The 24,497-nt window shown below is 53.9% G+C and carries 20 protein-coding genes; 15 read left to right on the plus strand and 5 right to left on the minus strand.

From position 1 onward, the window contains the following. Positions 1-13: 13 nt before the first annotated feature. From G544_RS0115050 to tssE, 12 genes are all read left to right on the plus strand, one after another. Positions 14-1,180: a hypothetical protein gene (locus G544_RS0115050; protein ID WP_027275370.1), complete on the plus strand. Its 1,167-nt coding sequence runs from the start codon at positions 14-16 to the stop codon at positions 1,178-1,180. A 17-nt stretch (positions 1,181-1,197) separates the two neighbouring features. After that, positions 1,198-1,482: a PAAR domain-containing protein gene (locus G544_RS21800; protein WP_071783402.1), complete on the plus strand. Its 285-nt coding sequence runs from the start codon at positions 1,198-1,200 to the stop codon at positions 1,480-1,482. Between the two features lie 127 nt (positions 1,483-1,609). Then, positions 1,610-2,323: a hypothetical protein gene (locus G544_RS0115060; protein ID WP_134389225.1), complete on the plus strand. Its 714-nt coding sequence runs from the start codon at positions 1,610-1,612 to the stop codon at positions 2,321-2,323. A 51-nt stretch (positions 2,324-2,374) separates the two neighbouring features. Continuing rightward, entirely contained in the window at positions 2,375-5,440 is a 3,066-nt protein-coding gene (locus tag G544_RS0115065; RefSeq protein ID WP_027275372.1) for a T6SS effector BTH_I2691 family protein, read from the plus strand. Between the two features lie 36 nt (positions 5,441-5,476). Beyond that, positions 5,477-6,190, plus strand: a complete 714-nt coding sequence (locus G544_RS0115070) for a hypothetical protein (protein ID WP_027275373.1) — start codon at positions 5,477-5,479, stop codon at positions 6,188-6,190. Between the two features lie 22 nt (positions 6,191-6,212). Further along, on the plus strand, positions 6,213-6,932 hold the full coding sequence (locus G544_RS0115075; RefSeq protein ID WP_036024245.1) for a hypothetical protein: 720 nt from the start codon (positions 6,213-6,215) through the stop codon (positions 6,930-6,932). Between the two features lie 379 nt (positions 6,933-7,311). Then, positions 7,312-10,701, plus strand: a complete 3,390-nt coding sequence (locus G544_RS20745; RefSeq protein WP_051155787.1) for an ImcF-related family protein — start codon at positions 7,312-7,314, stop codon at positions 10,699-10,701. Then, complete coding sequence (gene tssA / locus G544_RS0115085; protein WP_027275375.1) at positions 10,691-12,277, plus strand: type VI secretion system protein TssA; 1,587 nt, start codon at positions 10,691-10,693, stop codon at positions 12,275-12,277. The genes G544_RS20745 and tssA overlap by 11 nt, the downstream gene beginning before the upstream one ends. A 217-nt stretch (positions 12,278-12,494) precedes the next feature. Continuing rightward, positions 12,495-14,261: a type VI secretion system baseplate subunit TssF gene (gene tssF / locus G544_RS0115090; RefSeq protein WP_027275376.1), complete on the plus strand. Its 1,767-nt coding sequence runs from the start codon at positions 12,495-12,497 to the stop codon at positions 14,259-14,261. Continuing rightward, positions 14,225-15,262, plus strand: coding sequence for a type VI secretion system baseplate subunit TssG (gene tssG / locus G544_RS20750; RefSeq protein ID WP_051155788.1), 1,038 nt, complete (start codon positions 14,225-14,227; stop codon positions 15,260-15,262). Before tssF ends, tssG begins: the two co-directional genes overlap by 37 nt. A gap of 21 nt (positions 15,263-15,283) precedes the next feature. Next, the gene (gene tssJ, locus G544_RS0115100) at positions 15,284-15,847 is read left to right on the plus strand and encodes a type VI secretion system lipoprotein TssJ (protein ID WP_081650812.1); all 564 of its coding nucleotides are present in this window, start codon (positions 15,284-15,286) and stop codon (positions 15,845-15,847) included. Between the two features lie 10 nt (positions 15,848-15,857). After that, positions 15,858-16,271, plus strand: a complete 414-nt coding sequence (gene tssE, locus G544_RS0115105) for a type VI secretion system baseplate subunit TssE (RefSeq protein WP_027275378.1) — start codon at positions 15,858-15,860, stop codon at positions 16,269-16,271. Between the two features lie 113 nt (positions 16,272-16,384). On the opposite strand, the gene tatA is transcribed toward tssE, so the two are convergent. Further along, positions 16,385-16,603 (minus strand): twin-arginine translocase TatA/TatE family subunit, encoded by a 219-nt coding sequence (gene tatA, locus G544_RS20755; RefSeq protein WP_036024248.1) that lies wholly within the window; start codon positions 16,601-16,603, stop codon positions 16,385-16,387. Positions 16,604-17,092: 489 nt separating this feature from the next. Here tatA and G544_RS0115115 point away from each other — a divergent pair, with 489 nt between their 5' ends. Next, positions 17,093-18,031, plus strand: coding sequence for a fatty acid desaturase family protein (locus G544_RS0115115; RefSeq protein ID WP_027275379.1), 939 nt, complete (start codon positions 17,093-17,095; stop codon positions 18,029-18,031). Beyond that, positions 18,028-19,341: a B12-binding domain-containing radical SAM protein gene (locus G544_RS0115120; protein ID WP_027275380.1), complete on the plus strand. Its 1,314-nt coding sequence runs from the start codon at positions 18,028-18,030 to the stop codon at positions 19,339-19,341. Before G544_RS0115115 ends, G544_RS0115120 begins: the two co-directional genes overlap by 4 nt. Here the strand turns inward: G544_RS0115120 and G544_RS0115125 are convergent. Beyond that, positions 19,331-19,921 (minus strand): YybH family protein, encoded by a 591-nt coding sequence (locus G544_RS0115125; protein WP_027275381.1) that lies wholly within the window; start codon positions 19,919-19,921, stop codon positions 19,331-19,333. The genes G544_RS0115120 and G544_RS0115125 overlap by 11 nt on opposite strands. Beyond that, positions 19,878-20,519: a phosphatase PAP2 family protein gene (locus tag G544_RS0115130; RefSeq protein ID WP_027275382.1), complete on the minus strand. Its 642-nt coding sequence runs from the start codon at positions 20,517-20,519 to the stop codon at positions 19,878-19,880. The genes G544_RS0115125 and G544_RS0115130 overlap by 44 nt, the downstream gene beginning before the upstream one ends. A 186-nt stretch (positions 20,520-20,705) precedes the next feature. Between G544_RS0115130 and G544_RS0115135 the strand changes: the two genes are divergently transcribed. Next, the gene (locus tag G544_RS0115135) at positions 20,706-21,734 is read left to right on the plus strand and encodes a Fic family protein (protein ID WP_027275383.1); all 1,029 of its coding nucleotides are present in this window, start codon (positions 20,706-20,708) and stop codon (positions 21,732-21,734) included. A gap of 25 nt (positions 21,735-21,759) precedes the next feature. Here the strand turns inward: G544_RS0115135 and G544_RS0115140 are convergent, their stop codons facing one another. Then, positions 21,760-23,103 (minus strand): B12-binding domain-containing radical SAM protein, encoded by a 1,344-nt coding sequence (locus tag G544_RS0115140; RefSeq protein WP_027275384.1) that lies wholly within the window; start codon positions 23,101-23,103, stop codon positions 21,760-21,762. Next, positions 23,100-24,410 (minus strand): B12-binding domain-containing radical SAM protein, encoded by a 1,311-nt coding sequence (locus G544_RS0115145; protein WP_027275385.1) that lies wholly within the window; start codon positions 24,408-24,410, stop codon positions 23,100-23,102. The genes G544_RS0115140 and G544_RS0115145 overlap by 4 nt, the downstream gene beginning before the upstream one ends. Between the last annotated feature and the right edge of the window lie 87 nt (positions 24,411-24,497).

Here is a 24,497-nt window from a genome sequence, read left to right on the forward strand (position 1 = left end):
TTGGAAAATTATAATGTCTTGGCCGATTCCTGATTTTTTCGTTATTAAGAAACCCTCAGAGATAAGATATTGGGTTTGGGGTAGTGTTTATATCCTTCTGTCTTTCTTGAGTTGTTTTTTCTTGTGGTTCTTTCTTAAAGAAAATGCAGATAACTATATTATTTATATTTCAGTGCTAGTTGGTATAGCTCTTGCTCTAGGAATATCACTAGGCGTGAGGATATTCATTTATGATAATAATTTAATGAGATATACCGCATGGGAACAACAGAGACAAGAGGCAAAGAGAGAGTGGAGTCGATGGGCAACAAAGAGAGTAGCAGTTATTGCCAGCGAAGTTATTACTCCGAAAATACATTTGGACAAAATATTGGCTTCAGATGAAAAGGAAAACCTATTTATCGAGGAAGGGAAAGCATTACCTCTCTTGCTAATATCCGAATTAGGATTAAAGTCCAGATATGAACAGGCATTAGAATGGCTATTGTTTTCATTGAGGGAGAAACTTAATGTTGCAATGGAAAGGAATAGTTTAGATGTTTATTTTTTAGCCGAAGAAAAACACAGTGAACCTTTAAGACACAGTATGGTTAACTCGTGGAAATTAACCGGGCTGAAGGAGCGTTATCGGCTGCATATTTTGACGAATCCAATATCATGTAATGATCTTATTGATTCGGTGCTTGCTTCTGAACGAAATACTACTCCACTACTGGTCATCTCTTGTCAGTTTTCTTTATTGGTTACTGAGTTTATTTCAGCTATCTTTCTCTGTGGAGAGCTTTGTGCTAAGGATATGGGTATTGTACCGATAGCTTACGTAGAGCGACCTATGCCAACAGATGAGAGTAATATTGGAACTGATATAGGTATCATGAAGTTTTATGGGCAGCTTTCGTCGGAAACGCCTCCATTATTATTGTTTAATCAGGTCTCTGGAGATGCTCAAGCGCAGGGGATATCCGCTTTATGTAGATTGAATAATAACCATGAAATGAATAGTACAATGATTATTGATTCTATACTTGGAAAAACTGGAAATTTGTCAGAATGGCTTTGCTTGGGATTAGGTACTAACTTGGTCTATTCATTAGGTAAGCCAAATATACTAATAACGGGATGCTGTGATGGTTCTCTTTCAGTTATTTCTATAATACAAGAAGAGAAAACTGAATCATAACTGATGGAATAGAAATTATGAGCTGCAGTGCTAGCGTAAAAGGAAGACGAGTTATAGTTGTGGGAGACAAAACTACAACGGGAGGGACTGTTATATCTGGTGCTACAAATGCTGTGTATCGACAGGTTCAGCAGGCAAGAAAAGGCGATAAAGTTTATTGTCCTCAATGTAATGAAATTGGCGTTATTGTCGAAGGATGTAATGAGCTCTTGAATGCAGGTACTCCTGTTGCATTACATGGGCATATTGTTTCGTGTGGATGCTCTTATGGTAATAATAGACTTATAGCAGGCTCCTCTTGACCTTCTTCTCTTCAAGCGTCAAGAGAAACGGATATAGATAAAATGTAGATAGAATAGTCTGTGTAAAAACAATGGAGCTATTAAGACCTCGGTTATTTCTATGAATGAATGTTTTTAAAGGTATCCTATGAATGAGAATATAAAAATACGGTTTGAGCGAGTCGTTCGCTGTCGCTCAGTAAAGCTATGGCATTGGTTTATGGTCGCGATTGGTGTAATGATTGTTCTGTCAATGTTTTTTTTGGATAGGTATCGAGGATATGGCGTTGAATATATTCTGGATAGCTATGGTGTAAAATATAAAAATAGCGGCGTGATTTTTTATGGCGGCAGCAGCATTTTTATTACTTTATTGTGTATCGGTGGCATAACCCAGATTTTCTTATATTGCTATGTTTTTTTTATGGAGAAAAGTCGCTTTATTTCACAGATGGGCCTTAGCTTGTTGGCATTTTTTCTATTAAGTGTGTTGTCATTTATTTATATTCCTCCTACGGCTAATTTTGAGATGACAGTTTACCATAAAGACGCGACTTCTTCTGAATATGCTTGGGCATGGCCAGGACACGAGGGAATAAAAATTGTTCCCATAAGTATTAGCCAGAATGATAGGGAATCCAAAAAGTTATATATAAAGGAAGGCGGCGTGTCACAATATTTCTACTGTGTTACCTATTATTATCGCTGGTCGGCATCTATTCAAATAAAAGAAAACGTATGGCGAAAATACTTTTTATGGGATTTTGAAAAAAATGGAACGCCAGATACCTGTAAGAAATTAACAGGTGAAGAATTAGATAAATTATCCAATGTCAATATAAAAAATGCATTAACACTTTAGTTTTAATAAATAAATTATCTTAATTGATTGATAATAAGGATGTTAATCACTATGAGTAAAGAAAATTGCGAAGTCTGTAATAAGACGGGAATATCTATTCTACCCGTTCGCTATAGCATTGCCCCTAAAAATGATCTGACGCCAAAAATACCCACGCCGCTGCAGGGCGGCATAGTTCAGCGTAATCTAGGGACGGCAGATTATTTATTAAGGTCCCTTACCAGTGGATATCTTTATCTTTATAGTGATACGTGTTTTGGTAGTGAGAAATGGCGCTCCTTTGTTGTGGACGTTGACGGGTGTTTACATCCTCAGGGGAGCGTTGAGTCCACTAAAGACAATCCCAGTGAAGTCCCCAGAATCCGTGATGATGAAACCTGTGTGAAAAGTGGCGATCTCTATCCTGCCAAAATTTTGGCATTTAAAGATGGTAACAAATTCCCAGAGAGTGGCGAGATATGGTTAGCCTATTCGCATCATAAGTGGACACCGGCGGTGTGCTGGAAATATGAATGTGATGAGAAGTTAAGAAAGGAAAGGATGCGCTCTTTTATTGTCAGTGAGGCGCGAACTGGAAGCGTTACTAGCAGGAGCTTGGCAAAAGCCGATGTCGCCAGCGTTGCTGCAGTATTAGAGTTTGCCCCTCTGGAACAAAAGAATGCGGTTAAGGAACACCTAAAGGCAATACCGGAAAGCCAGGAGCCGCTGGAGGTTGAGTATGACGCACAGGCCATGGTTGATGCGTTGGATAAGTCCGGAAAATCCTGCTCTTCGTCAGCGCTGATTATTGCTCTGCCCGACCCGATAGGTATAACCGCGGATTTGAACCACTACCGTAACTTTTATGCGGCGGACTTGTTGGGAAAATCAAGCTTTGACAATCAGGAGAAAAATGGTAAAGCCATTTTGGCTAATACAGTTAACGCAATATTGGAGCAGGTAGATAAGGCGGCTAAAGATGATTCAATTTTTGGACATTTTTATGACCGAGGTAGATTTGAAAAACATTTGAACCTAAAGAAACTTCAGGTTTCATTAGAAGACTATGATCTTCTAAATATTAAAAGAAAATATATAGTAAAAATAAGCAGTGATTATTCTGAATGGCTTATTTCTCCTGAATGGAAAAGTAGCCAAGCACAAGAATTTGATGATAAGAATGAAAATAGTGACCAGAATCATCAAGAGTGGATTCTGCAGTGCATTATCGGTTCAGGAGAAACAGAAAAAGAGCAAAAGGCTTGGCTTGACTGCATTAACCGAAACGTTAAGCCGGAGGAAAACTGGCTGCTCAGGCTGCTGTTTGGGCTGGATACTGAGCTGATCGCTAACGTTAATGACCTGCGGAGCAAGGTCAGCATTAGCAATGTGATTGAAGAAAATCAAAAAACGATCGTGGAATTCTCCGATAAGGTCTATCAGGCAATGGCGGACATTTTTGCCAGTGCTAACGCCCTTAGAGGAAGAGTTCGGGCTCATAGAGACGTGCTTGGGCTGATCGTTTCTGTCGAAAAGCAGCTGGCTTGGTTATACAGAACTAACCCGAAAGCCTATGTTAACGTTGTTGGGGACGTAGCGGTTAGCCTGATGGGGACCGGAAATTATAATATTGAGCCATACCGGTATCTCGGTACGGCAGATCAAATAGAGATCGTATTGCGAAGCGGCGGCGATCCCGGCATTAAACCACATACCCCCATCAGTGCCGTGAACGATAGGGAAATTTATCGCTGTAGACCAGGGTATATGGCTGAGTACGATGCAAAGCTATCCCAAAAGGTGGGAAGGGACGTTATCTATAATCCTCCAGTGGGGAAGGGGCAGCGCCTACAGTTTGCCGCTTTTCTTGTTACCGAAAGCTATGCCCATAACGATGGGTTTGACGGAATGAAGGCCTCTTATCGGCAGATGCTAAATCTGGACACCGTAGGTCCCAGCCCCGACCCTCAAATAAACGCCTGGGGCAACATAATCAGCAAAGGAAAGGCTGCGGGCGGCGCGGCGTTCAACGGGATAATAAACTTTTTCTTAATAGTCAGTTCCTTTAGTGCGATGGAAAGCCTTCGAAGCGATAAAACGACCGACCCTGAAAAGGCCAAACAGACAATGGTTCTTTTCTCCAACGCATTAGCATTTGCAGCGGGAACCATAAATATCAAGATAGCGATAGAAGAATTTCGGGGCATCGCCAACCCGAGTCGGGCCGCTTTTAGCGCTGCGGCAACCAAGTTTAATATGGTGAGCTCACTTATTACCGTAGCGCTGATTAATAATGATGTGAATGAGAAGTTGGATCGGGACGACCTTGATTCCGCTTGTTGGAGTATGTTAGAGCTTTTCTGCGTTGTAGCTGGTATTTGGGTAGGGATTGCTGCCGCTGAAGCGTCAGGAGTTGTACCGGGGGTAGGATGGGCGCTTGCGGGGCTGATCTTGATTGTTATTGGCGCTTATGCGGCTATAGCTGCGTATGCAACTAACGATCTGGAACGTCTTGACTTGGAATATTGGTTAGATAACGGTTCATTTGGGCTTAGAAACCTGACAAAGGGTAAATATCTATTAAGAAACCCGTTTAGATCTAAAGGAAAGGGAGAGAGCAATTATACGGTTAAAGAGTTTACAGGTTTTGATGAGGAAATGCGGGCGCTGTATTTAATTCTCTTTACTCCTAGCGTACGGTCTTCATTGAATTCTCGCAGCGGTGGTTCAGACTGGGGATATAGTACAACTATTTATGAAAACGATTATGTGATAAAAGTGCCCAGCTATCGTGATAATACTAAAGTTAGCGTTAGGTTGGGCTTTATTAGTTCTAAAGATGAAGAGGACGTTCTGGTCGAGTACTCTCTTGATAATGGAACTGAAGAGATCAAAATGATTACACAATCCACGAAGTTGCTTGCTTCTGCTACTCCCAAAATAAGTATAGATAAAGATAAATCATTTTTAACGGTTTCCGGCCGAGTTAGTTTAATGTCTGACGTTGGCAGTAAGCTAGATGTCTCTGCTTCCAAATTGACTGTGGGCTATTATCCCATGGTTGACTCATCTCCTGATGTTGATGTCGGGATAGTTATGAAGAAGGAATTGGATAGTGAGCAACTGAGTTATGATTAAATTTTTTCTATACAATCACTGATTGAGAGTTAATAAATGAAAGAAAATATTGAATATAAATTTAATGATATAACCCGGAAGCGCTCTTTTAAGCTGTGGGTGATAATAATTGCTTTTTTAAGTGTGGCCACTGTATTGTCATTGCTCTTCCTTGATAATTATAGATCTTATTATATTGAATACTTCATAAACAATAACAAAGTTAAGTATGAAAATAATGGTGTTGTATTTTATGGAGGAAGTAGCATTTTTATCACTCTGCTAGCTATTGGTGGTTTGTCATTGCTGCTGATGGTCTTATATTCGATGGCCTTTAAAAAGAGCGGGATGATATCTCAAATGGGGATGTCTCTATCCGTTTTTCTCATATTAAGTCTCACTTCCATTTTTTTTGCTCCTCCTACAGCGAATTTTTCAATGACGATTTATTATAAAGACTTGATATCTTCAGAGTATACTTGGGTGTGGCCAAGAGAGGGGGGCAGAGTTTCAACTATTTTAACAGATACATGGATGGGAAATAAAAATAAAATGAGACTATATGTTAACGACAATGGAGGGTATTTTAACTGTATAGATTATCATTATAGCTGGATTGGTTCTTTGCAAAAGAAGGAATCGTTATGGCCGATATATATATCCAGGTTAAAAAATGAGAGAGCTATAGGCAATTATTGTACCCCTTTAAGTGATAAGGATGTGGTTTCTTTATCTAAAAAGGAAAAAGATATGGCAAGGATATTTAAATAAAAAGGGTGTATAAGAAATGAGAATGGAAAATAATAATATAATGAGGTTACATTCTGTTAAGTTATGGTGTAGATTTACCATTTTCTTAGGCGTAGTGGCTGCGCTATCAATAATATTTTTTAAATACTATAGACGGTATGGTATTGAGTATGTTTCTAATATATATGGTAGGAAGCATGAAAATGCCGGCATAATCTTGTATGGTACTAGCAGTATCTTTATGACGCTACTGTGCATAGCTCTTTTATCATTAGCGTTTTTGTTTATCTATGTTTCATTATTTAAGAAAAGTCGTTTGGCCTCACAGCTGATTTTTACCGGAGGAATATTTATTTCACTAAGCGTATTCTCAGCATTGTTTGCTCCGCCAACGGCGAATTTTGAGATGAAAGTATACCATAATGATTTAACCTATTCAGAATACGTATGGGCTTGGCCTAGAGAAGGCGGAGAGGTCACCGTTTTACCAATGAGCAATTTTAAAGGGTATCAGGAAGAGCAAAGCCTCTACGTTAGAGGTGAGACAGAGTTTTTAACATGTATAAGTCATTATTATGAGTGGTATGGTTCTATTCAAGTCAAGAAAGAACTGTGGCCTTTGTATATATATGCAATTCCGTCTAAAGCGGATGGTCTTCGGTTCTGTCATGTTTTGAGTAAAGATGAAGTCAATAAATTGAGTGAGTCAGACAAAAAAGAAGCATTGAGATATTGGGTTGAATCAGATGATATCTGGCGCTGATTATATATTTTGTTATATATTTTAGAATTATTCATTACATTAAAATAACGGCTGGCGAATTCTATATATTTAAGTCTCTTATCATTAATCTAGATAATGCATTAGCTATTAACTGCTTCATCTTAACTAAACAGATGTAATCTAAGAAAGGAATATTTAAATGGAAGCCAAAAGAAAACCATGGGGTACCATGCTTTTCATCTTTTTCTTTTCTATCCTGATAGCCATATTACTCTATTTTTATGGAGATTATTTTAATTGGGTAACCTATGGGCAAAAGATAAAAATTTGGCTTTTGTGTGTGGCTGGAGTCATTGGGCTATTTTTTATTCCTGGTTTTCTATTAAGAACACAAGAGCTCCTATCTAAACGTCGGGCAGTGAAAAGAAACCTTAAACCGCAGGCAGAAGAGCACCAAGAAAATGCCAGCCAACATCTGAATTTGCTGGTTTCCCAACTCCACCACCGCTACGGCCCCTTCTGGCGCCGAAAACTCCGCTGGATCCTGGTTGTAGGCGAGGAAGCCGACGTCGATCTCGTCGCCCCCGGCCTGCGAACCGACAAATGGCAAATCGGCAACGACGCCCTGCTCATCTGGGGTGGAACCACCAAAGCGGCGTTAGACGACGCCTGGCTCAAGCAGTTAAAACGCCTTCGTCGCGTGCGGCCCGTCGATGCGCAGGTGTGGGTGGTGAAGGCCGACGACTACGCGCCCAGCAAGGACAAAAAGGCCCAGCAGGACAAAGCGCTGTGGCAGATGCACGCCCGTAACCAGCAGCTTGGTTACGCCGCGCCGCTTTATCTGCTCGATCTGCGGACTACCGCGTGGGACCAGTCCGACAGGGAAGAGCAGGCGGTCGGCACGCTCTTCCCCGCCAGAACCACGCCGGACGAGCTGGCCAAGCGCCTGGCGTCAGTCTCCCAAAGCGCCACCGATGAAGGCATGGCGCAGGTGATGGTAAACAACCGTCACGCCTTTCTTCTTCAGCTGGCGCAGGACTTGGAGCAGCGCGACGTTCCGCGCCTGAAGGGCTGGCTGCCCCAGCTTTTGACCGCGCAGGGCGCTAACCCGCTGCGCGGATTGATGTTTACCTGCGCCGTAGCGCGCCCGGATACCGTTGCCGATCGCGCTTTCGTCCCTACGCCCGCCTGGCAGGCGATTGTCGACGACAGCCGTATAGCGAAGGGCAGGGGCGTCGGCGTGCCGTGGATGCGCGGGCTCAACGTCGCGGTGCTGACGGCGATTGCCCTGTTCGGCGCGGGCAGCGTCGTGTCCTACATCGGCAACGTAGGGCTGATTTCTTCCGCAAAGGACTTAGCCGCCGACGCGAACGACTTCAGCGCCGATATGACCACCCGCCTGACTCGCCAGCAGGCGCTCAAGCAGCAGATGACCCAGCTTCAGCACCGCATGCAGCACGGCAGCCCGTGGTACCTGCGCTTCGGTTTAAACGCCAACGACGCGCTACTGGCGGCGCTGTGGCCTTCCTACCGCACCGCCAACGAGCAGAACGTGCAGTCCGTCGTGGTTGCCAGCCTGAGCGGCAGCCTGGAGCGGCTGGTGCAGATGCCCCCCAACAGCCCCGAACGCGCCCAACTGGCCAAAGACGGCTACGACCGGCTGAAGGCCTATCTGATGCTGTCGCGGCCCGACCGGGTCGACGCGCCGCTGCTGGGCAAGACGCTTATCGCCAACGCGGGCCCGGCCCCTGCGGCGGTGACCGAAGGCGTCTGGCAGAGCGTGGGCGCAGAGCTGATGCAGTTCTACGCCGATAACCTCTCTCGCCACCCCGACTGGGCGATTAAGCCCGACCGCCGCCTGATTAACGACGTTCGCCAGGTGCTGATTAACCAAATCGGCATGCAGAACGCCGAAACCGCCATCTATCAGGGCATTCTCAAACGAGTGGCGCAGAACTACGGCAACCTGACCCTCAACCAGGTGCTAAACGGCCTCGACGGCCGCGCGCTGTTCCACACAGAAGAAGAGGTGCCCGGCATGTTCACCCGCGAAGCGTGGGAAGGCATGGTGGAGAAAGAGATAGAAAAGGCGGTGAAAAACCGCCGTGAAGAGATCGACTGGGTGCTGACCGACAGCGGCAAGAGCCTCGGCGGAGAAATCGCGCCGGAGGCGCTGAAGGCCAGGCTGACCGACCGCTACTTTACCGACTACGGCGCCGCCTGGCTCAACTTCCTCAACGGCATCAGCTGGGAGCGGGCGGAGTCCATCTCCGACGTTATCGACCAGCTTACCCTGATGGCGGACGCCCGCCAGTCGCCGCTGATTGCGCTAATGAACACCGTCAAGTACCAGGGGCAGACGGCGCAGAAGGGGCGCGGCCTGTCCGAAACGCTGGTGCAGTCCGCGCAGGAGGTCTTCGGCGCCAAGGCCAAAAGGCTTGACGCCATCCCGATGGACACCGACGAACCGACCGGCCCGCTGGACGGCACCTTCGGCCCGCTGCTGCGCATCGTACAGAGCGGCGCTAAGGGCGAAGGCGACAACCTCAGCCTGCAAACCTACCTGACCCGCGTTACCCGCGTTCGACTTAAGCTACAGCAGATCACCACCGCGCCGGACCCGCAGGCCATGACCCAGGCGCTGGCGAAGACGGTGTTTGAAGGCAAAGCGATTGACCTGACGGACACCCGCGACTACGGCAGCCTGATTGCCGCCAGCCTCGGCGAAGAGTGGGCCGGGTTCGGCAACAGCCTGTTCGTACAGCCGCTGGAACAGGCGTGGCAGGGCGTGTTAGAGCCGGCAGCGATGAGCTTTAACAGCGCTTGGCGCGAAAGCATCGCCGACCCGTGGTACCGCACCTTTAACGGCCGCTATCCGTTCAAGGCCACCGGCAACGACGCCTCCCTGCCGGAGCTGGGCCGCTTCCTGCGCCCCGACAGCGGCATGATCGAGCGCTTCGTCACCACGCAGCTTGGCGGCATCCTGCACAAGCAGGGAGACCTTTGGGTGGCTGACGCGCTGAACTCGCAGGGATTGACCTTTAATCCGCAGTTTATCGCTGCGCTCAACCAGCTTAGCCGGGTCTCCGGCATCCTGTACGCCAGCGGCGACGCGAAGATGTCCTTTGAGCTGATGGCCCGGCCAAGCAAGGACGTGGTGAAAACTGAACTGCTGCTGGACGGCGAAAGCCTGGTCTACTTCAACCAGATGGAAGCGTGGAAAACCATGACCTGGCCGGGAGACACCTACTCTCCGGGCGCACAGCTCAGCTGGAGCACCGCCGATGCCGGCCAGCGCCTGCTGGACAGCCCGAAAGGCAGCTGGGGCTGGATCCGCCTGCTGGAGCAGGCCAAGGTGACGCAGATAGACAGCAGCCGCTATCGGGTAACGTGGCGAGCGGAAGATGGAAAGAATCTGACCTATATCCTGCGCGCCCAGAGCTACAGCGGGCCGCTGGAGCTGCTTAAGCTTCGAAACTTCCGCCTGCCTGCCAGCGTGTTCGTCACCGCCAGCAGCCCGGCCTCGCCGCCGCCGGCTGAACCCTATGCCGCTGATGATTCGACGGCAGGCGTCGGTTCGAAAAAGCCGGAAAAGCAGGGCGAACCGAAGATTATCGGCAATCCGGTTTCGACGGCGGACGCCTCTACCGTAAGGCCGCCGCAAAAGGCAAAGCCGGCCGCTGAAACCGAGTCGGCGCAGGCCCAAGAGGGCGAAGCGACGCAGGAGGCCGCTCAGGAAACGGCGGTAGCGGCAGGCACATCGACTCCCATTTCAGGAATGATAAGAATAGAAAACGATGCTCACTAAACTACTTCAAACGCTGTTTGGCGCTAATAATCCGCAGGAAGCCACCGGTCGCCGCATCAAGCAGCACTGGCAGGCATGGCTGGAGCCCATCGACGGCGACAGCCCGGTCGGCGTCGATCCAGGCTATGACGACGACTTTCAGTTCATCAAAGAGGAAATCGCCAAGCTGTCCGGCATCGACGCCGCACAGATTGTGGCGCTGAGCGAAGGGCTTTTGTACGCGCGCACCAAGGATCTGCGCGTCGCAACCTACTACGCCTGGGCGCGCCTGCGGCTGGACGGCGTCAAGGGCCTGGCCGACGGCCTTGAGCTGCTGGCCGGGCTTATTGCCCGCTATGACACCATGCTGTTCCCCGCCCGCGGAGAAAGCAAAAAAGCGGCGGTCGAGTGGCTGGCAAGCCACAAGTTTATCGACCTGCTGGAAAATCAGCCGGGTCTGGATCAGGACGACCTCGAACGCGCCATTGCCGCCCTGTCGCTGATGATGAAGTACACCCAGCTGTGGGAAGAGCCGCTGCGGCCCGATCTCGGTGCGCTTATCCGCTTTTTTGAAAACCGGCTGGAGGGCCCAGAGCCCGCGCCGCTGCCGTCGCCCGCGACGCCTTCCACATCGCCTTCGTCGACGCCGCCAGCGGCAAGCGGCGCGGTGCGTCAGGAGGGCGTAGGGTCGCTTCGCGACGTGCTGGATCAGGCCCGGCGCATGTCCGCCTTCCTGCGGGAGAAGCCCGACGGCTATCTGGCGGCGGTGCGGCTTATTCGCAGCGTCCGCTGGGACACGGTGACTTCGCTCCCTCCCCACGACGACCGCTACGCCACCCGGCTGATTGCGCCTCGCGTAGAGCTAAAGCAGCACCTTAATCGCCTGTGGCTTCAGCAAAACTGGCTGGAGCTGCTGGAACAGGTCGAACGGGCGTTCTCAGAGGCGGCCAACCACTTCTGGTTTGACCTGCAGCGCTACGCCTGCGACGCCATGCTGAACGCCGGTGCACCCTACAGCGCCTGGCAGGAAATCTGCCTGACCGACGTCGCCCTGATGCTCGACCGCCTAAGGGGCATCGAACGCCTGACCTACAGCGACGGCACGCCGTTCGCCGACGGCGAAACGCTGGCGTGGATCGCCACCTCCGCCACCCTACGCCATCTGGACGAAGGCGAAGCGCTGGCGCCGGTCGCATTGGACGGCGGCGACAACTGGGCGGAAATCGAATATCAGGCAACCGAAATCGCCCACCGCGACGGGCTGGAGGCCGCCTTCGGCTTCTTAAACAGCCTGCCGGACATCGTCACCGACCGACAGGACTACCTTAAACGCATGCTGCTGGCCCGCCTGGCCGAACAGAGCGGCAAACCGGACGTCGCCCTGCGCCTGCTCAAAGCGCTGGACGAACGCTGCGACCGCTACCGCCTGATGAACTGGGAACCCGACCTGGTGTTCGAGCTCAAGGCCAGGCTGCTAAAGCTCATCCAGTACAAAAGCATGCTAAAAGACGCCGACCGCGCCACCCTAGGCCAGGAAGCCGAACGCCTGCTCGCCGAACTGACGGTGCTAAATCCTGCCAGAGCGCTGACATATTGATCTCTTAGTTGTTAGCGGAGTCAAACGGCGGGAGAGCGTTCCGTTGGGGTCGACTTGGCGCAAGCCAACGAAGCGCCCCTAGGAAGGCTAGGCCCGACGCACTCCCAAGGTTAATAAAGGCGCCCTACCGACCGAGCACAATGATTATATAGGCACATCGTATTTACGGTCGGAATATCCACAGAAGATTATTAGAACAAAACATAAGAAACCAAAAATGGACGATTTAATCAAACGCTACTACGAAGCCGAAATGCGCTACCTGCGCGAAGCGGGGAAAGAGTTCGCACAGGTCCACCCCGACAGAGCGGGCATGCTCAACCTCGACCGCGTGGGGGACCGCGACCCCTACGTCGAGCGCCTGTTTGAAGGCTTCGCCTTCCTGATGGGGCGACTGCGCCAAAAGCTGGACGACGATCTGCCGGAGCTGACCGAAGGGATAGTCAGCCTGCTTTGGCCGCACTACCTGCGCATTATCCCGTCGCTCTCCATCGTCGAGCTAATGCCGGACTACGGCGTGCTGGCGCGCAAAGAGGTGGTTGAAGCGGGCTTCGGCGTACAGACCGCGCCGGTCGGCCCGGCCCGCACCCGCTGCAAATATCGCACTACGCAGGCGGTTGAGCTACAGCCTTTGAGCGTGACGAAAGCGGGCGTGCGCAGCCATCACGACGGGCGTTCGGTGATTTATATCCGCTTTGAGTTCGGCCCGATGGCCGACCTGACGCAGATGGACCTTTCCAGCCTGCGCCTGTACCTGAATGCCGACACGCCGGTAGCCTCCGCGCTTTACCGGGCGCTGGTCGGGCAGGTAGCGGCCATGCAGGTGCGCTACTTCGGCTACCGTGACGGCGCGCCTTTGCCCATCAACGGGCGCATCACCCCCGCCGGCTTCTCGCCGGACGAGCGGCTGTGGCTCAAGCCGGACAACGCCTTTAGCGGCTATCAGCTGCTGCTGGAATACTTCACCTTCCGCGAGAAGTTTATGTTCGTCGATCTGGCCGGGCTGGACGTAGGGCGCATGCCGGAAGGCGTTAGCTCGTTTGAGGTCGAGCTGGTGCTTAACGAAACCTGGCCCGACGACCTGCCGTTTAACGGCCAGAACATTCGCCTGCACTGTTCGCCGGTCATCAACCTGTTTCCGATGGAAGCGGATCCGGTGCGCATTAACCAGCTGGAAAGCGAGTACCTGCTGCGCCCGCTGCTGATGCAGGACGGCCACGTTGAGATCTACTCCGTTGACGCCGTGCAGTCGATCAGCCGGCGCGGGAGAGCGGTTTACGTGCCGTTCACCAGCTTCCGCCATCGCGGCGGCATGCTGCGGCACGACGCGCCGGAGCGCTACTATCACACCCGCGTGCGCCTGGGGGCGTCCGGCCTGCACGATACCTGGCTTATTCTCGGCGGGCAGGTGTGGGAGCGCGAGGAGGAAGTGTATGACGAAACCCTTTCCCTGCGCGTCACCGGCACCAACGGCATGCTGCCGCGCAAGGCGCTGCGCAACGCTTCCATCAACCAGATAACCCACGCCCAGACCGGCGTGATGGGCGTGCGCAACCTGTGCGCGCCGACGCTGCCCTGCTACCCGCCGATGAACGACCGCTTCCACTGGCGCGTGCTGTCCCATCTGGCGCCCAACTACCTGTCGCTGATGAACGCCGAAGTGCTGCGGGGCACGCTGGCGCTGTACGACTGGACCGACAACGAGCTGAACCGTCGTCGGCTGGAGGGCATTACCGATGTGACTCATCGCCCGATTAACCGAATGGTGCGGGGCATGCTGCAACGCGGAGTGGAAATCGAAATCACCCTTAGCGCCCACCAGTTCCCGGGCGAAGGGGACGTTCAGCTGTTCGGCGAACTGCTGCATCAGTTTTTCGCCCTGTACGCCGACCTTAACCTGTTCACCCGCCTGACGCTGGTGCTCTTACCCACTGGGAAACGCTTAACATGGACCGACAGCAAGACAGCGCGCTCACCCCTTTGATGGAGGGGCTGTTCCGGCAGGCGCCGCGCATGAACTTTTACCGGTTCTGCCAGTATCTGGAACAGCAAAATCCGTCGTCTTCAGGGCTGGGGACCGGCGAATCTCCGGCGACCGATCCGGTGCGTTTTCGCCCTCTGCCCGAGATGGGGTTCCCCTCAAGCGAAATGAAGCGCGTCGAGTGGGACAAAGACTATCCCGAACGCCCGCCGACGGTGCGGACCACCTTCCTCGGCCTGTACGGCGTGGACGCCGTGCTGCCCTACGCCTGGCTGGACGACATCGTTCAGCGTCAGGAAGGGCACGAGGCGCTGGAGGCGTTCCTCGACATCTTCAACCACCGCGTGATGACGCAGTACTACCGCATCTGGCGCAAGTATTACTACCCGGCGGGGTTCCGCTCGGGGGGCGCAGATCCCGTATCGCAGTGCCTGCTGGGGCTGGCCGGGTTCGGCATTAAGGGCTCAAGCGAGCAGATTGCGACGCCGCCGTCCCGCTTTCTGGCCCTGATGGGGCTGATTACCCAGCGAACCCGCACCGGCGACGGCCTTGAGGGCGTTATACACCTGCTTTTGCCGGGTGCAGAGGTGAGTATCGACGAGTTTTATCCTCAGTGGGTAAGCATCGATGAGCCCGCTAGGCTGGGCTTTGGGGAACCGGTTGACCTACGGCGCTCGGCCGTTTTGGGCCGACGCTTTAAGGACAGCAACAGCACGGTGCGCGTCACCATTACGCCTGCCTCCCGCGAACAGATAGAAGGGCTACTGCCGGGAGAAACCCTCCATACCGACCTGATGGCGCTGCTGCGCGCCTATCTGGGCTACCGTTTCGATGCCTGTATGGCGATGAAAGTAAAGCGCGAGCTGCTGCCCCGGGCGCAGCTTGGCGAGTCGCGCATTCGGCTGGGCCTAACGTCGGTGCTGCCGGTGGGTACGGCGCAAAGGCGGCAGCAGGAAATCTGCGTCAACCTTGGCCGCTACGTTGGGCTAGACGGACAGGGATAAGAAAGTTTTAAAGGAAATACTATGAATCAACGTAAAACGCGCTTAACCGCAACGCTTTCAATAAACACTGTTTCAACCCTTGCCAAGGCGAGTGTTCTGCTCTTCTCCGGGCTGCTGTTTGGCTGCGGCGCGCTTCAGTCCGCCTCTGAGGGGGCGACCGACGTCGCCAGAGCCATTTTTATTAAAAACATCAATACGCTGCATCTTGACTTCGCCGCCCGCGCCCAGCTGAATCCGGGGGACGAAGATGCGCCTTCATCGCTGATGATCCGCGTTTATCAGCTCGACAAGTTGGACAACTTCGAGCAGGCGACCTACCCACAGCTGGTGGAAGACGACGTGAAAATGCTCTCTACCGACCTGCTGGCGCGTAACGAGGTGGTGCTGCATCCCGCTTCCGCCGTCTCTCTCGACGTGCCGATGAACAAAGACGCCAAGTTTGTCGGCATCGTGGCGCTGTTTCGTACCCCCAATCTGGAAGAGGGCACCTGGAAAGTGGTCATCAAGCGCGACGAGTTGGACGCCGACAAGCCGCGGCTGCTGATTGCCAACTACGGCGCTATCGGCCTGGCGCCGCTGAAATAGGAGCAGAGCGATGGGACCGTCACTGTATGAAAGCCTGATGGGCGGCTTTAGCTCCGGCATCGCGCTGGATGAAGTCAACGAGCAAACGCAAACCGTACTTAGCGTTATGGACAATATCCAGCGCATCTTAAACAGCCGGGCTGGCGCGATAAAATACCTGCCCGACTACGGCCTGCCGGACCTGAGCCTCATCTACCAGGAGCTGCCGTCGTCGGCCCACGGCCTGATGCGGGCCATCCAGCACACGCTGTTGAAATACGAACCGCGCCTGCAGGGCGTTGAAATAACGCTGGAACCGGGCAATAAAGACACCCTGTTGACCTACACCCTGACTTGCCACCTCAAGGAGGTCGGCCTGGTGCGCTTCGGCACCTACTTTATGCCGGAGGGAAGGGCGGTGTTGAGAAGATTAACGATAAGGTAAATGCCGTTTTTAGCAGCCACCATCCAACCCCTGACTGTTTCCACCACGGCGGGCTGACGCTATGGCCTGCCCGCCACGAGCACAGCAGAGAAAAACTCCCGCAGCAAACAAATCTATTTCTGCCGCTCGTCGTTTAAAACCTTTGTTTGTTCAGCGACGACGGTCGCGCTTTGAGCTCCGTCATTCTTCTCATCAACGTCGTTCATCGCTTTCTTAAAGCCCTTTAGCGCGGCGCCCAGATCGGTGCCCAGCGAGCCCAGCTTTTTGGTGCCGAACAGCAGCACAATGAGAAGAACGACGATTAATAGCTTCCAGATACTGATTTCGCCCATGTGGATAACCTCCAAAAAGTGAATAAATCTAATGGTGTATTTCAGTCATCCGTGACGGACAGAGAGGCCGTTCTTGAACTGAGGCCTGTATGAGTTAAATTGCGAGTCATCGACTTATCATCCTCGGATGATATCGATATCTTCTTTAGCCAGCCGGGTAAAAGAAATGTCTAATATGGCCCAATTGATTCAATATATTTCATAACGTTAAGAGCGTAACGATTGTTATGTTTCTAATAATGAAATTCTTGGTAAATGTACTAGATGTGTTGTTTTAATGGTAAATATGGCGACTTTTTTTGTAAAAACAGAAGTAAAAGAGGTGCGCTATTAAATAGCGGCAATGTAAATCTAAACTTAAGTAATAGATTGAAGAAAAGCTTAAGGTACTTCTTTCAAGCCGGCCAACGTCTCTTCCTGCAAATTCTTCCCCATCCCCCGTTTACCGTATACTATTTCCCCAAACGGACTCACCTCTCAGGACGACCTATGCGACTAACCCTTAACGCAGCGCTGTTGCTTTTTTCTCTTTCCCTTTCCGCCTTTTGCCTGTGGGCTGCCAGCCACTCGGCGTGGTATTGGGCGCTGGCGGCGGTTTGGTTCTTCGCGCTTATCAACAACATGCCGTTTGCCATTATGCATGAGGCGGTGCACGGCGTGGCTTCCCGCTCTGCGTGGGGCAATCGGATCATCGGCGTGGTGGCGGGGTGGGCGTTTCCCACCTCGTTTTTATTACAGCGCCGCGCGCACCTGAACCACCACGATAACAACCGCACCGATGGGGAACTGTATGACTACTATCTTCCCCATCAGCCGAAGTGGCTGCGCAACGTCTGGCTTTATGGCGGCAACCTGCTGGGGCTTTACTATTTTTGCGTGGTGCTGGGCAACGCCATCTGGCTGGTGGCCTGGAGGTTTTACCGTTCGGATTTCTTCGTCAAGAAGCTCGGGCCGGCGCTCGGCTTCGGTTCGCAGATCCCCGAGCTGATTAAGCTGCCGCCGCTGGCGGTGTGGTGCGAGCTGGCGCTGGCGTTTGGCTATCAGGCGCTGCTGTTCTGGCTGCTGGATTTAAACGTGTGGGGCTACGTTGCCTGCCTGTGGGCCTTTGGCCTGCACTGGTCGGCGCTTCAGTACGTCAACCACGCCTGGACCCGGCGCGACGTGAGGAACGGCGCGTGGAACCTGCGGGTGCTGCCGGTTTCCCGCTGGCTGGCGCTGAACTACTACTGCCATCTGGCGCACCACCAGCATCCGGCTGCGCCGTGGTACGAGCTGCCGAGCCTGGTTGACGACCAGCCGCGTCCGACCTTCTGGCGCATCTACTTTAGCCTCTGGCGCCACGGCGTGCGGCCCGCACCGCCGATGGGTGCCCCGGCAGACGTGGCGTTTGTGTTTCCACTAGCATCGACGACACCGACCGGACGATGAGGATCCTGCTGGTTCTGCCCTTCGATCGCACCTATCGCCGCAAGGGCGCCTTTTCGGCGTCTATCGGTTATGCGCCCCTGACGTTGACAACGCTGGCGGCGTTGGTGCCTGCGGAGCTGAACGCGCAGGTGGACATCGTCGATGAGGGCGTCAGCCCGCCAAAACTTGACGGCGACTACGATATCGTCGGCATCACTGCCACCGCGTCTTCTTCTGCCAGAGCCTATTTCCTGTGCGCCCACTGGCGCGCGCGGGGCGCTCACGTAGCGATGGGCGGCGCGCATGCGACCTTGGTTCCCGACGAGGCTGCCCGGCATGCAGATACCGTCTTCGTCGGGCTGGCGGAGCAAACCTGGCCGCGGTTTCTTCACGATTTCTCAGCGGGCAGGGCGCAGGCCCTTTATCGGCACGAGCCGCAGGCGGGCTGCCTGCCGATGCCGCAGCCCCGACGGGAACTGCTGGCCCGCGGCTACATGAACATCCCCACCATTGTTGCCAACCGCGGATGTCGCCTTGGCTGCGATTTTTGCTCTATTCAACAGCAGTGGGGGAAGCGCGGGCTGGCGCGCCCGGTTGACGAGGTGGTGGAGGAGATCCGCGCCCACGGAGCTAAGCGCTGGATTTTTCTCGATCCGAATATCTATTCCGACAGAGCCTATTCGCTGGCGCTGTTTGAAGCGCTGACGCCGCTTAAGATCCGCTGGTCCGGCCTTTCTACGCTGAACGTGGTGGACGATGAGGAAACGTTTGAGGCCATGAGGCGAAGCGGCTGCGAGGGGCTGCTGCTGGGGTTGGAGAACCTCAGTCAGGACACCATGCGCAGTATCGGCAAACCCAGCAACCGGGTGAGCGAGTACCGACGGCAAATCGACAGGCTGCGCGAATGCGGCATCGCCAGCCTCGGCTGCTTCGTGCTGGGGTTTGATGAAGACACCGAGCAGAGCATTCGCCAAACGGTAGCGACTATTCCAACCCTCGGTCTGGATCTGGTGCGTTTTTCAGTGCTAACGCCGCTGCCGGGAACGTCGCTGCACCGACGGATGGAGAGCGAAGGGCGCATCCTGACGCGCGATTTAAGCCTGTACGACAACGAACACGTGGTGTTTGAACCTAAAAACATGTCGCCCGAACGCCTGCAGGCGCTGCTGCACGAAGCCTGGCGCGACAGCTATCGCGTAAAGGAGATTTTGCGCCGGGCGCTCGTTCGGCCCGGCGGACGCTGGCTGAGGCTGGCGACGAACGTCGGCTTTTGCATTTACGCCGCCAGGCTGCGTCGCGAGCGGGTAGGGGATTTCAATCCTAGTTCTTAGCCTTTCTTCTGAATAAGAAGAAGCCGAGAATCAGGCCAATCAGCAATCCACCGCCGCCGGCGCCGTACAGCGCTTTATTGATGGCGCCTTTGGCTTCGTTAATCAGCGGGTTATCGATAAAGTCGGTGCCGATGTGGATGGTTCTTATCTTCCAGTGCCCGTCTTCCAGCACTACCGTCGCCGTCCAGCGGGTGGGGAAGTCGTAGCTGCGCCCGTCGCTGAGAATATATTTTTCCAACCCCTTCCCGTAGGCCACGCCCCAGGTTCTGTCGGCGGACAGCTCGGTTTCCGTATCCGCCGTAAAGGAGATGGTGAGGCGCTTGAGAAACTTGTCGTCGCCGAACCAGTTCTTGAAGTAGGGAACGACGCCCTCTTTGCCGTGAACAAACTCCTGAGTGATCGGCGTGGCCCTCAGATCGTTGCTCAACACCGGCAGCATCTTTTCATAGTCGCCTGAGTTAATGGATGACTCCACCAGCGCGATGGCCTGGCGGAGCTCGTTATGAATGTCTTCGTCAGAGGCGTTGGCCGCGGCGCTAAGGCCGACAAGAGCCAACAGAATCAGGATTATTTTTTTCATAGACTTTCCCTGTGTAGAAATGAACGGTGAACGACAGCAGGCCGCCGGTAACGACGTCCAGCAGGTGGTGCTGATGTACAAACAGTGTAGACAGTGCGATGGCGATAAGCCAGACGTACAGCGCCCACGAAACCCATCCCCTCGGCCTTCGGGTCACGGCCAGCACCGCAGTGCATGACCAGGCGACGTGCAGCGACGGCACCAGGTTGTGCGGCCTGTCCAGAGACCACAGCGCTTCAAACAGCGAACGATAAAACGGGTCGATTGGGAGAAGGCGCTCAAAGCCCAGCCTGGCCGGGAACAGTAAAAAGACGACTGCGGCGACGGCAGTAAGCACCATAAGCTCTGTCGCGAACCGCTTTTGCTCCTTCAGGTTAAGAAAAAACACCGGCATCAGGATTATCAGGTACATGGAAAAATAGAGCCAGATAAACGCCGGAATAAACGGAATTTCCAGTTCAGCGGGCAGCCACAGCGCCAGCGTGTCGCTGCGCGTGGCGGTAAAGAAGTTTACCGTCGGGTAAAGGCCAAAAAATACGATCGACACCGGCAGCATCCAGAGCAGGTAGCTTTTCAGCCGGGTAGGGAACGGCTCCATGTTGGGCGCTTTTTCTAAGAGAGGGGTTGTTTAATGGTGCAATAAATTCCCCTGCGGTTCAATTAACTTGCGAGGGTTCTTCCAGCAATAGCGTCGAGGTTTTTGTGCTTCTGGCGTAAAGCCTTCGCCTGCGGTAACGTATGAACGCTTCTGAAAAACGCAGCCTCTGAAAATAAAGGAAACGCTATGTCAGCCTATCAGCCACCGTATAGCATTACGTCCGCGATACTCAATCGCGTGGTGGAAGTGGGCGAATTGCTTGGCCGTTGGGTAGCATCGGCCGAACACGCGTCGCCTCAACTGAGGAAGGAAAACCGCATTCGCACCATACAGGCATCGTTGGCCATTGAGCATAACGGCCTGTCTGCTTCTCAGGTGACGGCGCTAATGGAAGGAAAGCGGGTGCTTGCGCCGGAAAAAGAGATTCAAGAAGTGCGAAACGCCATCAACGCCTATGAAAAGCTCTCGGAATGGAACAGCCATAACCTGTCGGATTTATTGGCCGCACATCGCCTGCTGATGGCAGGGCTGGTTGATGCCCCCGGCCACCTTCGCGACGGCGACGTAGGCATTTATCGGGAGAAACGTCTGCTTCATATGGCGCCGCAGGCCAGCAGGGTTTCTTCGCTGATAAACGACCTTCTGGACTGGCTGCGTCATACCGACGCGCATCCTCTAATTGCCAGCGCAGTTTTTCACTATGAGTTTGAGTTTATTCATCCGTTTACCGACGGCAATGGCCGAATGGGGCGCCTATGGCAAACGCTGATTTTGAGCGAATGGCGAGCGGAACTGGCGTGGCTGCCGGTAGAAACGCGGGTCCACCATCAGCAGCGGGAATACTATCGAATTCTGGGAGAGTGCGATAAGTCAGGCGACTGTACCGCGTTTATCGCCTTTATGCTGGACAAGCTGGCGAAAGCGCTGCGGGAAAGCGTTGACGACGCCGAAAAGCGCGTTCGCGAAATGTCGGTGCGAATGTCGGTACAAATGTCGGTTAAAATGTCGGAAGAAAATGCGCGTTCGCTGGCGTCGACGGCGAAGCGCGTTCTGGCCATCGTTGCTGAAAATCCTAATGTGACCATTGCGCAGCTGGCCGAGGCTCTGTCCGTCAGCGCGCGTACGATAGAGCGTAGCCTGAAGGCATTACAGGAAAGAGGATGCCTACGCCGGGTCGGCGCGACAAAAAACGGCTACTGGCGTGTACTCGCCTAGGCCGTCAGCCATCCGTCGCCGGTTTTCACTTCAGCCCAAACCGCATTCGGTGCTTTTTATGCACCTCTTTGCGAAACAGCAGGGTATAGCGCCAGAAGGCGCTCATTCTGGACAGCGACTGGAACGTCATGCGCAGGTCGGAAAAGCGCCGCACGATGGAGGGCAGGCTGTTGAAGCGGCTGCGCGCTTGATGGCAGAGGTCGGTGAGTTCGTCCGGCGACATGCCCTGCGGCATAAACGCTGCCTGATTGAAGCGGTATTCGGGGTGCAGCCACCACCTGTCGTCAAACAGCAGCCTTCCCTGCTGCTGCAACTGCCGGTAAAGCGGCGTATTCGGGTACGGCATCAGAATGTTGTAGGCGGCGAAGGCGAAGCGGTTTTCCAAGGCGAAGTCTACGGTGCGCGCGATGCTGTCCGGCGTGTCGTGATCGTAGCCGAGGGTGAAGGCCGCCCAGGTTTGCAGGCCGAAGTCGCGCAGGGCGGCGATTTCGTTGCGATAGTGGCTGAATTCCTTGACGTTCGGCGACTTGCGCGCGTCGCGCAGGCTCTGCGGCGTGATGGACTCAAAGCCCATCACGTTGCCCCAGCAGCCGCTTTTTTTCATCAGCGTCATCAGCGGACGGTTTTGCGTCACGTCGAGGCTGGCCTGGCTTATCCAGTTTACCTTCATGGGGATAAGGGCGTGGCACAGCTCCGCCAGCGCGTTGTGGTCCGACGCTATGTTGTCATCGACGAAAAAGATGAACCGGCTTTTTTGCTCTTCAATTTCCCTCACCACCTCATCAACCCGCCTTAAGTAGTGTCGACGGCCAAAGTACTGGCTGACGGCGCAAAAGCTGCAGGCGAAGCGGCAGCCGCGGGAAAACTGCATCAGCGAAATCGGCAGATAGCCTTTACCGGCAAACAGCTCCCGACGCGGCAGCAGTGCCCGGCTACAGCCGTCCACCTGGCCTACGCCGACCGGCGCGTCGTAGCGGGGCTTCAGGCGACTTAGGCGCGCGTCTTCCACCATTTCCGCCCAGCGGCTTTCCGCATCGCCGGTAAACACGCTGTCGGCGTGCTGTGCGACCTCCTCCGGCAGCAGCGTGGCGTGGATGCCGCCCATCACGACCTTTACGCCGCGCAGGCGGTATTCGTCTGCGATTTCATAAGCGCGGCGGGCGGTAAAGGTTTCCACCGTGATAGCGACCAGATCGGTCGGTTCGTCATAGGGGATGTCTTCCATGCGGTCGTCAAACAGCGCGACGTCGACGTCCGGCGGGGTCAGGGCGGCCAGAATGCCAAGCATTAAAGGCTCCATGCGGCCCTCGTCAACGTACAGGCTGTGTTCCCTGCGCCCGATGTTGGGCTTGATTAACGTCAGTTTCATCCCTTCTCCCCTAGTCGTTTTCCCTGCTTGCGCGCGATCTCCCGGTGCGATACCAGGTTTGCCAGCAGCGCGATGAAGGCGTTTTTCCAGCGCCTTCTGCCGTTAAAGCGCAGCAGCCTGCGGGCAATCGACGGATAGCTGTAAAACTGCGTTTTAGCCCAAAAGCACAGCTCGGTGAGCGCCTGCGGCGTCATGCCCCTAGGGGTAAAAATCGGATCGCCGTAGCGGTAGTTCGGGTCAGTCCACCAGGCGGGAGACAGCAGCCTTCCTTCGGCTTCGAGCCGCGCATACAGCGCGCTGCCCGGCGTGGGAATGAGCAGATTGAAGTTGGCGATTTCCAGACGGTTTTCCTGAGCGAACGCCAGGCACTGGCGAACGGTATCGGGCGTATCTTCGTCGTAGCCGAAGATAAAGGTGCCGTAGACGCAGATCCCGCGCGCGTGCAGGGCGCGGATCACCTCGCGGTAGTCCCCCGCCGCGTGGTTCCACTGCTTGCCCATCTGCCGCAGGTTGGCGGGATTAAGGCTTTCAAAGCCCATCAGGGCAAAGCCGCAGCCCGCCTGCGCCAGGCTATCCAAGAGCGCGTCGTCGCGGGCGACGTCAATGCTGATTTGGCATCCCCAGCGGCGCTTCAGCGGCGTGAGCGTCGCAAGCAGGCTCTCCAGCTTTTTCCTGCTGGCGAACAGGTTGTCATCAACGAAGGCCAGAAAGCGCCCCGTAGGCAGGGCTTCTATTTCGGCCTGTATTTGTTCAACCGGCCGGGTGCGCACGCCGTCTGGGTAAAACGCGTGGATAGAGCAAAAGTCGCAGGCGAAGCGGCAGCCGCGTGAGTATTGAATCAGCTCCAGCGGCGCGTAGCGCTTGCCGACGAAGATAGACCTGTCCAGCCGATAGTCGTCCAGCGGGCGCTGCCGAGAGCCATCGTATCGGGACTGCGGCTGGCCTCGCTCGATGTCCTCCAGCAGCGTTTCCCACGCGCCCTCGGCATCGCCGGTGATGACGTAGTCCGCGTGCTGCATCGCTTCGTCCGGCATAAAGGTCACATGATAGCCGCCCATCACGACCTTTTTTCCCTGACTGCGGTAACGGTCGGCAAGCAGATAGCCGCGGCGGGCGGTAAAGGTTTCGATGGAAATAGCGACAAGATCGGCGTCGGGGAGGCTTTGGGGCAGCGCCTCAAGCCGTTCGTCATAAAACGCGACGTCATGGCCCGGCGACAGCGCCGCAAGGATCCCCATGGACAGCGGCGTCATGGCGTCTTTCGTGCGGTAGTCCCCCATGTTGGGGTAAATCAGCGCTATCTTCACAAGGGCCTCCGGCCTGGCTTGACGCATTTCCTTTTGAGCTGCGCGAAGCCGCTATTTTACTGGCAGAAGGATAGGTTTTAAATATCG

Origin of the sequence: Leminorella grimontii ATCC 33999 = DSM 5078 (assembly GCF_000439085.1) — a bacterium.
In the GTDB taxonomy this organism is placed as follows: domain Bacteria; phylum Pseudomonadota; class Gammaproteobacteria; order Enterobacterales; family Enterobacteriaceae; genus Leminorella; species Leminorella grimontii.

Bases quoted from the DNA above. Each gene is read 5' to 3' on its own strand.
- tssA (WP_027275375.1), top strand. From the start codon at position 10,691: ATGCTCACTAAACTACTTCAAACGCTGTTTGGCGCTAATAATCCGCAG.
- G544_RS0115070 (WP_027275373.1), top strand. From the start codon at position 5,477: ATGAAAGAAAATATTGAATATAAATTTAATGATATAACCCGGAAGCGC.
- G544_RS0115060 (WP_134389225.1), top strand. From the start codon at position 1,610: ATGAATGAGAATATAAAAATACGGTTTGAGCGAGTCGTTCGCTGTCGC.
- tssG (WP_051155788.1), top strand. From the start codon at position 14,225: ATGGACCGACAGCAAGACAGCGCGCTCACCCCTTTGATGGAGGGGCTG.
- tssJ (WP_081650812.1), top strand. From the start codon at position 15,284: ATGAATCAACGTAAAACGCGCTTAACCGCAACGCTTTCAATAAACACT.
- G544_RS0115050 (WP_027275370.1), top strand. From the start codon at position 14: ATGTCTTGGCCGATTCCTGATTTTTTCGTTATTAAGAAACCCTCAGAG.
- tssF (WP_027275376.1), top strand. From the start codon at position 12,495: ATGGACGATTTAATCAAACGCTACTACGAAGCCGAAATGCGCTACCTG.
- G544_RS0115125 (WP_027275381.1), bottom strand. From the start codon at position 19,921: ATGAAAAAAATAATCCTGATTCTGTTGGCTCTTGTCGGCCTTAGCGCC.
- G544_RS0115135 (WP_027275383.1), top strand. From the start codon at position 20,706: ATGTCAGCCTATCAGCCACCGTATAGCATTACGTCCGCGATACTCAAT.
- G544_RS0115075 (WP_036024245.1), top strand. From the start codon at position 6,213: ATGGAAAATAATAATATAATGAGGTTACATTCTGTTAAGTTATGGTGT.
- tssE (WP_027275378.1), top strand. From the start codon at position 15,858: ATGGGACCGTCACTGTATGAAAGCCTGATGGGCGGCTTTAGCTCCGGC.
- G544_RS0115140 (WP_027275384.1), bottom strand. From the start codon at position 23,103: ATGAAACTGACGTTAATCAAGCCCAACATCGGGCGCAGGGAACACAGC.
- tatA (WP_036024248.1), bottom strand. From the start codon at position 16,603: ATGGGCGAAATCAGTATCTGGAAGCTATTAATCGTCGTTCTTCTCATT.
- G544_RS21800 (WP_071783402.1), top strand. From the start codon at position 1,198: ATGAGCTGCAGTGCTAGCGTAAAAGGAAGACGAGTTATAGTTGTGGGA.
- G544_RS0115065 (WP_027275372.1), top strand. From the start codon at position 2,375: ATGAGTAAAGAAAATTGCGAAGTCTGTAATAAGACGGGAATATCTATT.
- G544_RS0115120 (WP_027275380.1), top strand. From the start codon at position 18,028: ATGAGGATCCTGCTGGTTCTGCCCTTCGATCGCACCTATCGCCGCAAG.
- G544_RS0115115 (WP_027275379.1), top strand. From the start codon at position 17,093: ATGCGACTAACCCTTAACGCAGCGCTGTTGCTTTTTTCTCTTTCCCTT.
- G544_RS0115130 (WP_027275382.1), bottom strand. From the start codon at position 20,519: ATGGAGCCGTTCCCTACCCGGCTGAAAAGCTACCTGCTCTGGATGCTG.